This is a genomic window from Streptomyces sp. NPDC014676 (assembly GCF_043084105.1).
GTDB lineage: Bacteria > Actinomycetota > Actinomycetes > Streptomycetales > Streptomycetaceae > Streptomyces.
In genome coordinates, this window is sequence record NZ_JBIBZI010000018.1 from 1 (window position 1) to 12985 (window position 12985).

9 protein-coding genes and 2 pseudogenes are annotated in these 12985 nt (G+C 65.3%); 2 read left to right on the forward strand and 9 right to left on the reverse strand.

Features of this window, described 5'->3' with window-relative positions; genetic code table 11:
- Positions 1-203, reverse strand: a 203-nt coding sequence (locus ACF1DX_RS34010) for a transposase (protein ID WP_391795146.1), incomplete at its 3' end; no start/stop codon positions are given.
- 455 nt (positions 204-658) lie between these two features.
- Positions 659-1214 (reverse strand): annotated as a pseudogene (locus ACF1DX_RS34015) (IS5 family transposase); the annotation flags it as partial.
- Between the two features lie 37 nt (positions 1215-1251).
- Between ACF1DX_RS34015 and ACF1DX_RS34020 the strand changes: the two are divergent.
- Positions 1252-2045, forward strand: a protein-coding gene (locus ACF1DX_RS34020; RefSeq protein WP_391795023.1) for an IS5 family transposase whose coding sequence is annotated in 2 segments (ribosomal slippage) — positions 1252-1593 and positions 1596-2045 — 792 coding nt in all. Because the reading frame shifts where the segments join, the coding sequence is not laid out codon by codon here.
- Between the two features lie 9 nt (positions 2046-2054).
- Here the strand turns inward: ACF1DX_RS34020 and ACF1DX_RS34025 are convergent.
- The 7 genes and pseudogenes from ACF1DX_RS34025 to ACF1DX_RS34055 form a co-directional block, all read right to left on the reverse strand.
- Positions 2055-2336, reverse strand: a pseudogene (locus tag ACF1DX_RS34025) (transposase); the annotation flags it as partial.
- 318 nt (positions 2337-2654) lie between these two features.
- A complete protein-coding gene (locus ACF1DX_RS34030; RefSeq protein ID WP_391795024.1) occupies positions 2655-3248 on the reverse strand; it encodes a hypothetical protein in 594 nt (197 codons plus the stop codon).
- Positions 3241-3879: a hypothetical protein gene (locus tag ACF1DX_RS34035; protein WP_391795025.1), complete on the reverse strand. Its 639-nt coding sequence runs from the start codon at positions 3877-3879 to the stop codon at positions 3241-3243. Before ACF1DX_RS34035 ends, ACF1DX_RS34030 begins: the two co-directional genes overlap by 8 nt.
- 44 nt (positions 3880-3923) lie before the next feature.
- On the reverse strand, positions 3924-4496 hold the full coding sequence (locus tag ACF1DX_RS34040; RefSeq protein ID WP_391795026.1) for a hypothetical protein: 573 nt from the start codon (positions 4494-4496) through the stop codon (positions 3924-3926).
- Positions 4497-5301: 805 nt separating this feature from the next.
- A complete protein-coding gene (locus ACF1DX_RS34045) occupies positions 5302-6816 on the reverse strand; it encodes a putative T7SS-secreted protein (protein WP_391795027.1) in 1515 nt (504 codons plus the stop codon).
- The gene (locus tag ACF1DX_RS34050) at positions 6813-7136 is read right to left on the reverse strand and encodes a hypothetical protein (RefSeq protein ID WP_391795028.1); all 324 of its coding nucleotides are present in this window, start codon (positions 7134-7136) and stop codon (positions 6813-6815) included. Before ACF1DX_RS34050 ends, ACF1DX_RS34045 begins: the two co-directional genes overlap by 4 nt.
- A 380-nt stretch (positions 7137-7516) precedes the next feature.
- Entirely contained in the window at positions 7517-7816 is a 300-nt protein-coding gene (locus ACF1DX_RS34055) for a WXG100 family type VII secretion target (RefSeq protein WP_391795029.1), read from the reverse strand.
- Between the two features lie 276 nt (positions 7817-8092).
- Here ACF1DX_RS34055 and ACF1DX_RS34060 point away from each other — a divergent pair, with 276 nt between their 5' ends.
- The gene (locus tag ACF1DX_RS34060; protein ID WP_391795030.1) at positions 8093-12736 is read left to right on the forward strand and encodes an FtsK/SpoIIIE domain-containing protein; all 4644 of its coding nucleotides are present in this window, start codon (positions 8093-8095) and stop codon (positions 12734-12736) included.
- Positions 12737-12985: the final 249 nt, after the last annotated feature.

Here is a 12985-nt window from a genome sequence, read left to right on the forward strand (position 1 = left end):
GGTCCGAACGAGGCGGAGGGCAACTGCTGCCACGTGCAGCCCGAGGTCGCCACGAACACGATCGCGGCCAGCACTTCGCGGTCACCGTGCCGACGTCGGCCACCGCCCTGAGGCCGCGATGGCGCCTCCGGCACTACACGCTGGAACAACTCCCACAACTCGTCCGGCACCAGCCGCTCAACAATCCCTGCCACGACCGGCAGCTTACCCAGCCAAATGAGATGACTTCTTAGGGCCACGCACGGAAGCGTGTGAGTATCCGCCCGTGGAGTGCGATGTATATGGAAGGCCGATGTGGCGATGGCCGGTGCAGCCGGCTGTGCTGCAAGAGGAGATCTGGTCCTGTTCCTGGTGCCATGCCGTCACGCATGTGGGTGGCGAGTGGTTCGAGATCTCGCGGCCGCCGTACTTGCCCGTGGGGATGCGCTGGGAGAGGGCCGTCGCGGACGGCCTTCCCGCCGATGTCTCCCACGCCTTCGGCGTCTTCGACAGGACGTTGTGCGGAATCCAGATAGCCGGTATGTCGCCTTCGGATCACTGGTGGCTGCCGGAGTGGGGGAACGCCTGTAGTGCCTGCCGGGAGGCGGCGGGTGTCATTGATGACCGCTGGCCGCAGGAAATGAGGGGCGAGGACGCGCGGGTCAGCGTGGCCCGGCGGCTATGAGTCCTTCCAGTTCGGAGTCGATTCTCGTGTGAGCCTGCGGCTCATCAGGTCGATCATCGCGATGCGGATCATTGCTTCGGAGCGGTGTGGGTGGGTTTCGTAGTCGCGGGCGAGGCGGCGGTGGTTCATGAGCCAGCCGAAGGTCCGCTCGACGACCCAGCGCCGTGGGATGACCTTGAAGCCTTTCTGGCCCGGGTCGCGGGGGGACCTCGACGTCGATGCCGAGGATGGTGCCGTGTTCGATGGCCTTGGTCCGATAGCCGGTGTCGGCCCAGGCTTTGGTGATCGTGGGGTGGTCCTTGGCGATGTGGGAGAGCAGGTGGATGCCGCCGGCGTTGTCGGAGACGCTGGCCGCGGTGACCCAGACCGCGAGGAGGAGGCCGAGGGTGTCGACGCCGATATGGCGCTTGCGTCCGGCGATCTTCTTGCCCGCGTCGATGCCTTGCCCGGCGGTCGGGACGTTGGCAGAGGTCTTGACGCTCTGGGCGTCCAGCACGCACGCGCTCGGTTCGGCATCCCGGCCCGCGGCCTCCCGAGCTAGTCGGCGAAGTTAGACGTTGTCTCATTTGGGTTCGTAATCTTGAGGCATGACGATCGTGGAGCGGCTGGTCCCGGACGGGTTGTGGGAGTTGTTCCAGCGGGTGGTGCCACCTGTTCCGACACGGCCGCAGGGTGGTGGGCGGCGCCGGTACGGCGACCGTGAGGTGTTGGCGGCGATCATCTTTGTGGCCACCTCCGGCTGCACCTGGCGGCAGTTGCCGCCGGTCTTCGGTCCGTCGGGGCCGACCGCGCACCGGCGTTTCACCGAGTGGAGTGCCGCCCGGGTCTGGGCGAAGCTGCACCGTCTGGTCCTGGACGAGCTGGGCTCACGCGGTGAGTTGGACTGGTCGCGGTGTGCGATCGACTCGGTGAACATGCGGGCCTTGAAAGGGGGGACCTGACAGGTCCGAATCCGGTGGACCGGGGCAAGAAAGGCTCGAAGGTCCACTTGATCACCGAGCGGACCGGTCTACCCCTTTCCGTCGGCATCTCCGGTGCGAACCTCCACGACAGCCAGGCCCTGAAACCGCTGGTACGGGGTATCCCGCCGATCCGGTCCCGCCGCGGCCCGCGCAGGCGCCGGCCCGCCAAACTCCACGGCGACAAGGGCTACGACTACGACGACCTGCGACGATGGCTGCGCAAGCGGGGCATCCGGCACCGCATCGCCCGCAGGGGCATCGAGTCCTCCACCCGGCTCGGCCGCCACCGCTGGACCATCGAACGGACGATGTCCTGGCTGGCCGGCTGCCGCCGCCTGCACCGCCGCTATGAACGCAAGGCCGAACACTTCCTCGCCATCGCCTGCACCCTCATCTGCCACCGCAGACTCACCAAATGAGACAACGTCTAAGCCGTTGAGCTGGTCGAACACGCCGTCCTTCTGCCAGGCGGCGAAGTATCCGTAGACGGTTTTCCACGGCGCGAAGTCGTGGGGAAGGTAGCGCCAGGGGATCCCTGTCCGGTCCACATACAAGACCGCGTCCATGATCCGACGCAGGTCGTGCTCGGGTGGCCGCCCGATGTCCAGGCCCTTCCCTCTCCGCTCGGCCCGCCAGGTCGACAGAATGGGCTCAAGCAGTTCCCATCGGGCATCGGACAGGTCACTCGGGTACGGCCGCTGTCGGGACACGTTTTGATAGTCCCGTCAGCAGACACGCAGCCACAGGGCGCAAACAGGGGTGACTGGGGGCGCCTTGGGATCAGACAGGAGCGAACGGGCGGAAACGTCTCCGGCAATCGAGTCAGCCGTCTCTCACGTCACGGATAGCGATCCTAGCCTCAGCCTCCCAGCCCGCTCGGCCACGCATACCGGAACCAGGCACCCCGACGGGACAAAAAGCTCTTTCAGGTCACTAGTATTCCAGCTGTAGATCGCGATCGAGGCGGAGAGCAGTTCGCCCCGGGACTTGAGGTCCAACCAGCAAGATTGCGATCTACAGCTGGAGTATTAAAAGCCCACGGTCAGTGTCTTCGCGATACTGTCCGCAGCGTTCCCCATCTCCTCTGACAAGCCCGGCACAGTCCACGACATGAGCAGCATCACCGCAGACTCGGCACCGGTCGGCACAACCCCGTATGTTAGTGATTCCATGAGGATTCCCGGGCTGCGACGTGAACGGGTATCTGCGGCAAAGTTCTGCCTGATGCGCACAGCGGGGCCGATCGGCAGGTCAGTGTGGGAGATCTCCGAGGGACCGAAATCGTCGGCGCTGAAGGTCTCTGCCAGCCAGTCGAGAGTGATCTCCGGGACTGTGTCGTCGGGATGGATTAGGTCGACTTCCAGGATCGCAAGGGCAAAGTCGAAACCGTTGGGGTAAAGAGCAAAGGCGTAGAAGGGTTCGCGGCTTCGACTGTCCTCGGCCCGGGACCGCAAATCCTTCCGCAGAGTCGCCCTGTCGAGGTCATAACCTGCTGCCTTGCTTCGATCCCGGAGTTCCGCCGCAGTGGCCTTGGACCAGCCTCGGACATCGTCCGACGGCTCAATCGGGAGTGGCACCCAGTCGTTTGGGACCACGATGCCGCATTCGCTGATGTCACTCACCGGTGCCATCACCGTCCATCCATGTCAGCGACCCTGCCACAGCGTCGAAGAGCTCAACCATGGCGTCGGCGATCTGTACCAGCGGCGTGGAGAAAGTCATGAGCAAGTGAGCCCCAGTTCCTGGCACCGGCAGTTGGTAGTCAAGCGTGACCGAAGGCAGCGCTTCCTCAGCTTTCCCCGGCAGGCCGGCCGGCGGCGCCTGATCGGGCCCACCTGTTGCTCGGCGAACGCGTATGGCTGTTCCCGCGGCAAGCTCGACGACCTCAGCCTCCGCCTGCCCGTCGGACGCCAGCCGAGTGGCGACATCCTCAAGGCTCGGGGTGGTTCCGCTGGACGAGGCCGGCAAGAAGGTGATCAGGAGGGAGGCCGGAATCGTCAGGGGTCCTGCTTGCTGCAAGCTGAGGTACAGCTCGATCCCGCCCTCGCGGAACGCAGCGGCTGCCTGTGCCAGCAAGTCCTGCCTCAATTGCCGTTTGATGTGCGGCACATGGTCCATGCCCTCGAAGCGACGGTTCACCAGGGCATCGACCGAACGTTCACGTCGCTCGGGGTCGATGTCCAGACGAAACCATCCCTCGGGCATGAGCAGGCGGTAATCAGAGGGCGGCGCCATGTGGCTGTCTGGGGGCATGGTCACTGGTGCTCCGTTGTCGTCAACTCGTATCACGTCTTGCCCTACTCCGCCTCAAGCGTTCTGTCGTACGAGATGCGGCTGACCAGCGCGCTCGCCGTGGCCGGTCCCAGCGACAGCATGATGGTCAGAGTGGACAGCAGACCGGCGAGAAACATTGACACCTCGTCGCTCATGAGCCCGACCAGCAGCAGTCCGCTGAAGAACGGGAGAACCAAGGGTTCGTTTGCACCGACGACCGAGCTGTACCAGCCGATTTGCTTACGAGCTACTTTGCCTTCCATCGGTGACATCTTGCGTGCGTCCCCCGCGAGTTCGTGACCCCGCCACCACGGTTGCGCAGCTTTTGACTGCTGACACTTCTCGTCCGAGAACGGCACTCCCAGCGCTGTTACCAATGCCGCACAGCCATCACTTCCCTGCGAGCCCGCGAACCAGGAACACCAGGGCAGTAGTGCCCGCGCTTCGCCCGTTTCATCCCTTACCTCGACACCGAGTGGCTCCCCAGTCGTGGTGTCGACCAACCGCACCAGCCGCGCCACTCCATGCTTGCCGGTGCGCCCGAGCCAGCGCTCCTCACCGAGCGCATTGGTCAGGATTAGGTCATGGGGGAGCACACGCACAGATGCTGTGCGCAAGAATCGCCGCGTCACTCCGCTTCCTGCTGCCGGAGACGGCCTGATCTCCGCCTTTTCGACAAGAAGGCCATGCTGTCTGTTGCGGTACCAAGCCCGAACGCGTACCACCGCATCAGCTGCTGGGAGGAGGAAGAGTGCCCCCGCAGCAACCGTCATGGCCCAGCTGAGGTCGGCAACAAAGCCGATCACGAGAGCGATGAACCACCCGACAAGGCCAACGCCTCTGACCCAGGTGTGCCATCGAGGCAATCCGGCATAGAGCACCCGATACGGCCTGTATTCCCGGCCGTCTGGCACTCCCAGGGCAGTGAGGGGCTGCGGGCTCTCCTCCAGGGGAATGCCGAGTGTTTCAACGAGCTCCCTAAGCCCAGTGCGGCTTAGGCATTTATGCGGCCGCAGATCCATGGCACCGATACTCCCCGCCTCTGGAAGCCACCCCGCGAGGGGCACGTGCAGGAGGTCCCGCCCGTTCTCCCCTTCGAAGACTAGGACACCCCAGCGGTCGGTCGGGCGCTTCTGTACGATTCCCCACACCTCTTGGGGCGTATAGAAGACCGCGCGTCGAATGCCGTCGGCACCAACGGCGTACCTACGCTCTCGGCATCGGGCGTCGCGTACGACCAAGTTCGGCCCGTCGGCGTACAGCCGAGCCCGGCGTACCACGTGAATGCTGTGCGGTGGCATGCCCGCTGGTCGTACCACCGGCTCGCCCGGCTGCCGCAGTACACCATTTCGGCCTGGTTGCTCAGACATCAGTCGCCCACTCGCCCATGGCTTGCCTCACTCACCCATCACTCGTCGTCGTGGCGTCCTTGACCCCCGTGGCCGACCAGACTCCGTCATCCAGCCCTTGTATCCCGGTGTGATCGCCCATCCAACCGGTGATCTCCCCCTTGTCGAGAGCGTCGGTGGTCGACGCGACGGCAGTCGAGCCGGCCCAGATCCGAGTCTGCGTCTGGAGCACGTCTGCCGCTCCCGTGACCGCACTCTCAGCCCGCAGAGCATCGGACATCTGATCGATACCTTTGGCCGCGTCGTTGATGCCTGGGTCACCCAGCTTGGCCCCTGCCCATGTATCAGATTGTCCGAGCTTCCGAACGTTGCTCCAACTCAAGTCCTTTACGCCCTTGAGGCTGTCGATCGAATCACGGTAAATCAACTTCGGATTGAAGGCGTCCGCCACCCGTTGAGCACCGGGGAACCACCCCTTCGGCGCCTTGGCGACAGCCTCGGCGGCAGCCTTTCCGCGCACACCGCCGCCACTGACAGCATTTGCCTTCTTCCATGCCTGATTGACGGCCTTGTTATAGGCAGCCGTGCCGGGCTTCGCCTTGACCCCCTGCATGAATCCCTTGTAGGCGGCCGAACGCCCAACGCTCTGCGCCGCGGCCGACGCTCCCTTCGCTCCCGCGAGGGCAGCCCGACCAATGCCGAGCGTCGCAAGGCCAACGACGTCGAGAGCGACATCGAACCAACTGCCCTTACCAGCCAGAGCCAGAAGGGTGTGCCCCACAAGCGACACCAGGGTGGCGGCCAGGGCGATGGTGCCGAGGATTCCTGCAAGCGCCTGACCGATGACCGGGATCCAACCGACCATGAGCGCCAAGGTGCCACAGAGGGTAGAGACCCAACCTGATACCTTGAGAACCTTCTCTATCCAGCCGGCGTTATCGTTCACCCAGTCCTTGAACTTGTCCCAGGTGCCGTCCTTCAACCCATCGTTCTCGATGGCGTAGCTAATGGACTCACGGGCCTTCTTGGCAGCCGCATCCCGGACATCCTTGGCGGCCTCAAGCGCCTTCCTGGCTCGCTCCATGGCTGAAGTCGCCTCTTCCTGGCGCTTTTTCAGCTTCTTGCGCTCAGGATCGTCGTCAGCCGTATCCTCGGGCAGCCTGTCAATGGCGCCACCGCTCGCCTTGTGCTCACGGTCGGCGTCCTGAGCATCACGCAACGCCTTGTCGGCCATTTTCTGTGCGCGATGAAGTTCCGAGGCGTACTCGGTGAAGGATCCGCCTTCCATCACCTTCTCGCCCAGGGCATCAGCAGCGGTGTCGTAACGCTTGTACGCCTTGCGTAGCTTGCCCTCGGCTTCTTCGGCCTGCTCGCGGAATTCCTTGGCTGCTTTGCTTTTCCACGCCTCAACCGACGAGAGCGCTTTGATCTCGTCCGCTTGCTTTCTGATGGATTCTGCCGTTTTTCGCAGATCTTTGCCGAGTCTGGCGACTTCCTCTGGGTCACCGGGGATCGGATCCCCGGACTCTCCTATGACTGCCCACTCGTCAGCTCTAGGACGCGTCACTTGGTTCCCCCGTCGGCACTGGGCTTCTTCTTGTCGGTTCCCCGGAGAGCCTCGGCAAGTTGGTGATCAATGTCCTCGTAAGCTTTGGCTGCCGTGGAGAGGATTTTCGACAGCTTCTCCAGTTCCTCCATGAGACGCTCACGGTGGATCTTCCAGTTGTCGCCAAAGTCGTCAAAGACCTTGACCAGGCTCTGGTCACCCAACGTGCTCACGCCCAGACCTTCCGCCGGGTTCGCCCGGTTCTTGAAGTCGCGGTGAATCTTGGAAAGAGCGCTGCCGCTCTCCTTGATACGCGTGAGGTCGGCAGTCTGATCCGACATTGGCCCCCCTATGACACACAATCATATCCGGTTGAGATACGGCTTCTCATACTGCCCTCAGAGACCACTGACCGAGGGGACGTGGCCTTCCACGCGGTGCTCACCGGCTCGGCCAGCGACCACTGCTCGCCAGGTGACGACAGAATGTCGATGTACTTACATACCGGCTCCCGAGTCAACCACCCAGCCTCAGCAGTCCCTTTGACGCTAAGTTGCGACGTCGAACGCCACCGTACTCGTCGGCCGAATTGCCATCGTCCTTGAACTATCGGTGAACGTAGTAATGGGACTTCGGAGCAAGGGGCGACATGCCCGAGCGCGGTGGGCCACTGCATGAAGCCCACCACGCTCGGACGGCTTAGTGGCCGCAGCCGACACCACTAGCCCTTGGCGGTCTTCGCCAGCTGCTGGTCCAGGTCCTCGTACGCCTTCTTGGCGTTGGTGAGGAACTTAGACAAACCCTCCAGGCCCTTGACTGTCTTGGCCGCACCCTTGGTGAAGTCCTTGATGGACTCGTCGTAGGCACCGGAGGCCTTCTGCGTGGTGAAGCCGTTGGTGACGAGTTCCTCGACGCCCTTCTCGATGGCCTTCAGCATGTCTTCCATCTCGCCCATCGCCTTGATGAGGTCGGTGGCCTTCTTCTCCATCTCGGCATAAGTAAGGTCTGCATCCTTGGCCATGGCAGCTCTCCCTCCCGTCGCCGCAGGGCCTTCCCCCGTGGCTTGACTGGCGCGGACCACCCGGTTGTCCACCGGCCGTCCGCATGAGCAAAGATCTTACGGGCGGGGCTCTTGGGGCGACAGGGATACCTAACAGCGGAAGCGTGAACCGGTGCACATCCCGGACCTGTGAAGGCGGTGTGCATCCCGTTGCACAAGGGCAAGGTACGGCGGCTAAGGTCACTCCACTGTGTTCAGCGTTCCGGGGGCGGCCTCAGCCCAGCGAGGAGGACGAACGTGCGCCTGAGTCTGACCGTCGTCGACCCGATCGGCGGAACCAGCGCCGATGTGGTGCTCGACGCCGATCCAGAGTCGTCGGTCGGCGACATCACTCGGGAGCTGGCTCGCCATGTCGGTGTTGCCGGTGGTGCAGAGATCATCCCCATCGGCGGGCGTCCCGGCCCCGGCGGCACACCGCAGGCCTTCGTCGACAACTACGCCCTCGATCCCGACGCCAACATCGTCGGCTCACCGCTGCGCGAGGGAGCTGTGGTCAGTCTGCACGATCCGGCCGGTTGCGTTCCCGGTGAACCGACCGGTGTCGTGGAGTTCCGCGTGGCCGGCGGTCCCGCCGCCGGTGCCGTGCACCGGCTGGGCGTCGGTCGGTACGACATCGGCAGCGGCCCCGCCGCACACATCCGCATTGACGATCCCGAACTCGCCCCACGCGCCGTCACTTTGTCCATAGCCATGGACGGCACTTGCGACGTTGCCCTTCACGGCGTCGAGAAGAAGAACACCGGGGTCAAGGAGGAGGAGGAGGAGAAAAAGAAGAAGCAGAAGGGGGAGGAGAAGGGGGAAAAGGAGGAGAAGGAGCACGACAGCAATCGTCCCCGGCTCGACGGTGATGACTTCGACGGCGGATCCTGGCCCCTCGGCTCCCAACTCGCCCTCGGCAACACACTCCTGGAGATTGACGGCTACACCCCTCCCGACGCCGCCCTGAAGTGGTCGGAAGACGGAGCAGGGCTCGACTACAACCGGCCTCCCCGGCTGCGCCCGGCAGAGCGCAAGACTCACTTCCGGCTGCCTTCTCCGCCTAATGAGTACGAAGCCCGGCCGCTGCCGTGGCTGATGGCTCTGTTCCCGCTGGTCGGCGCGGTCGTGTCCGTCATGATCTTCGGGCGCTGGTACTACATGATCATGGCTCTGCTGAGCCCGGTCATGCTCTTCGGCAACTACTTCATGGACAAGAAGCACGGACGCAAGTCCCACGCGAAGCAGGTCAAGGAGTACAAGGAGACCAAGGAGCGGATCGAGAAGGACGCTCAGGACGCCCTGCGGCTGGAGCGGTTCGACCGACGCAGCGCCATTCCCGATCCCGCCTCTGTGCTCGCCTTCGGCACCGGTCCCCGTACTCGACTGTGGGAGAGGCGACGCACAGACGCCGACCATCTGCTCCTTCGGGTCGGCACCGGCCGTGTGCCGTCCGAAGTCGTTCTCGACGACCCAGAGCAGGACGAGCACAAGCGTCAAGTCACCTGGGAGATCGAGGACTCGCCCGTCGCACTGCCTCTGAAGGACCTAGGCGTCATCGGTATCGCGGGGCCCGGCGACTCGGCACAGGCGCTAGCAAGATGGGCCGTGGCGCAGACCGTGGTGCTACACAGCCCGATGGATGTTCAGTTCTACGTGCTCACGGAAAACCACGCACAGCCGCGCTGGGACTGGATCCGCTGGCTCCCGCACGTCCGCCCTGCGAACGGCCAGGACGTCAACGTGTTGATCGGGACAGACTCCGAAACCGTGAGCGCCCGGGTCGGTGAGCTGACGCAATTGCTCGACGCCAGGCAGAAGGCTCTGAAGGAGAACAACCGGAGTGGCGCCGGTCCTGCCTTCTCCGACCCGGACATCGTCGTCGTATGGGACGGGTCGCGTCGGCTGAGGTCGCTGCCGGGCGTCGTACGACTCCTGCGGGAAGGGCCGGCGGTCGCCATGTACGCGATCTGCCTGGACGAGGAAGAGCGCTTCCTGCCCGGCGAGTGCCAGGCCTTCGTCGTCGCCGAACCGCTGCACCAGACCGACCCCGTCGCCGCTCGGCCCGGCAACTCCCCTCAGGCCGCCGCCGGTGGCTTCCCCTCCTTCCATGCCTGGTACCAAGGCTCCCCACAGCTCCAGCAGGCCGCCGAACGGGCCCTCAAACTGCGACTGCGCGTCGAGCAGACCGGCACCCGGCGCAGGTCCGGTGTGCGGCCCGACCTCGTCTCCCCTGCTTGGTGTGCCCGGCTGTCCCGGGCGCTGTCCCCCCTGCGTGACATCAGTGGCGAGACCGAGGACTCCGCGCTCCCGTCCTCGAGCCGACTCCTCGATGTGCTCCAGCTGGAGCCCCCGACACGCGACGACGTCGCCGCGCGCTGGCGCATGGGCGGACAGTCCACCATGGCGGTCATCGGTGAGTCGTACGACGGTCCCTTCGGCATCGACATCCGACGCGACGGCCCGCACGGACTCATCGCCGGTACGACCGGTTCAGGTAAGTCGGAGCTGCTCCAGACCATCGTGGCCGCGCTCGCCGTCGCCAACACTCCCGAGAACATGACGTTCGTCCTCGTCGACTACAAGGGCGGTTCCGCCTTCAAGGACTGCGTCAAACTCCCGCACACCGTCGGCATGGTCACCGACCTCGACGCCCACCTCGTCGAACGCGCCCTGGAGTCGCTGGGCGCGGAGCTGAAGCGCCGCGAGCACATCCTCGCCGCCACCGATGCCAAAGACATCGAGGACTACCAGGACCTGGTGCGCCGGGATCCGTCCCACGCACCCGTGCCCCGACTGCTCATCGTCATCGACGAGTTCGCGTCCATGGTCCGCGATCTGCCCGACTTTGTGACGGGTCTCGTCAACATCGCCCAGCGAGGCCGCTCTCTCGGCATCCATCTCCTGCTCGCCACACAGCGGCCGAGTGGTGTCGTATCGCCCGAGATCCGCGCCAACACCAACCTGCGGATCGCGCTGCGCGTGACCGACGCCGGTGAGTCGACCGATGTCATCGACGCTCCCGATGCCGGTCACATCGCCAAAAGCACACCGGGCCGCGCGTACGTCCGTCTCGGCCACGCCTCCCTCATCCCTTTCCAGTCCGGCCGCGTCGGTGGGCGGCGGCCGGGCGCCGCCGATCCGGCGGCGCTCGCCCCATGGGCCGGAGAGCTCTCCTGGCAGGAACTGGGACGGGCCGGGCTCACCAAGCCCAAGTCCAAAGTACGGGAGGACGACGAGCTCACTGATCTCAAGGTCCTGGTGGACGCCATCCGGGAGGCCAACGAGGCCCTCGGCATTCCGGCCCAACACTCTCCGTGGCTGCCCGCTCTGGACGAGTCGTTGCTGTTGGACGACATTCCGGAGGTGCACAGCCAGGGGACGCTTCCGGCGGCTCCGTACGGCATCGCGGACCTGCCGGCCGACCAGGCCCGCCGTCCGGTCGTCGTCGACTTCGCCACCTTCGGACACCTGCTCATCGCCGGTGGCCCGCGCAGCGGCCGCTCACAGGTACTGCGCACCATCGCGGGCTCCCTGGCCCGCACCCTGTCGAGCGCCGACGTCCATCTGTACGGCATCGACTGCGGCAACGGCGCGCTGAACGCACTGACTCGGCTGCCCCACTGCGGCGCGGTCGTCAGCCGTAATCAGCAGGAGCGGGTCATCCGGCTCTTCAATCGGCTCACTGGAGAACTCACCCGGCGACAGGATCTGCTGGCGGAGAAGGGTTATGCCGACATAGGGGAGCAGCGAGCCGCCGCGGCCGAGGACGAGCGACTGCCCCACCTCGTGGTCTTCCTCGACCGCTGGGAAGGCTGGCTGCCCACGCTCGGCGAGTACAACCACGGCGACCTCACCGACCAGGTGATGGCGATGATGCGCGAGGGCGCGAGCGTCGGCCTGCACCTGGTGATCACCGGTGACCGTCAACTGCTGGCGGGACGGATCTCCTCCCTCACCGAGGACAAGTACGGTCTGCGCCTCGCGGACCGCGGCGACTTCTCGTTGCTGGACATCAACGCGCGCAAGATCCCCGAGGAGATCCCGCCCGGCCGCGGCTTCGCAAGCGGGACGGCGACCGAGACCCAGTTCGCCCTGCTCGCCGAGGACACCACCGGTCAGGGTCAGGCCGCCGCGCTCGTCGCGATCGGCGAGGCGGCGACCGCCCGGGACGCTGGGCTGCCGCGCTCCCGCCGCCCGTTCCGCGTCGACGTCCTGCCCAGCCGGATCTCCTTCGCCGATGCCTGGGCCATGCGCGACCCGGCGGCGAGCACCTCCCTGCTGTGGGCGCTGGTGGGTGTCGGCGGCGACGAGCTCACTGCCTTCGGCCCCGACCTCGCCCAGGGTGTTCCGGCATTCGTGATCGGCGGTCCCGCGAAGTCCGGGCGCAGCACGGTACTGCTGAACGTCGCGCGCTCCTACCTCACCCAGGGCGTACGGCTCATTGTGGCGGCTCCTCGCCCGTCCCCACTACGCGAATTGGAGGGGACGGGAGGCGTCCTGAAGGTCTTCACCGGCCGGGACATCGACGAGGACGAGATGGAGGAGCTCATCGAGTCGGCCAGCCCCGAGCAGCCGATCGTCGTCCTGGTCGACGACGCAGAGGTGCACGACGACTGTGACGCCGAGGACATCTTCAAGCGCATCGTCGAACGCGGTGTGGAGGACGGCCTGGCCGTCGTCATCGCCGGTGACGAGGAGGAGATCTGCGACGGCTTCTCCGGTTGGCAGGTCGACATGAAGAAGGCTCGCCGTGGCATCCTGCTGTCGCCACAGGACAGCTCCGCGGGAGAGCTGATCGGCATCCGCACGAACCGGAGCATGGTCGGCGGCCAGGTCACTCCGGGCAAGGGCATGCTGCACCTCGGCAGCGGGGAGCATCTGACGGTCACCACGCCGATGTGATGGGCCCCGGCCGCCCGTCGTCCTCGCTACACCGCTGGCGGCACGTAAATCTCGTGGCTGTGCGTCGCCAGCAGCCGGTTGCCCGAGGGGGTGGTCTGCCACAACTCGCCGACAGCCTTGCTGTCGCTGTAGGTCCAACGGAGCTAGCCGGTCCGGGCCGGTGCCGGGCCGGGTGCTGGTGGCGTCTGCCATGGCGGTCCGAAGCAGCTGGTAGACCACGAGCAGGGTGCAGATTTCCTGGTCGATACC

Excerpts from the sequence above, each read along its gene's own strand:
- ACF1DX_RS34035 (WP_391795025.1), bottom strand. The coding sequence starts at position 3,879 with ATGCCCCCAGACAGCCACATGGCGCCGCCCTCTGATTACCGCCTGCTC.
- ACF1DX_RS34050 (WP_391795028.1), bottom strand. The coding sequence starts at position 7,136 with ATGTCGGATCAGACTGCCGACCTCACGCGTATCAAGGAGAGCGGCAGC.
- ACF1DX_RS34055 (WP_391795029.1), bottom strand. The coding sequence starts at position 7,816 with ATGGCCAAGGATGCAGACCTTACTTATGCCGAGATGGAGAAGAAGGCC.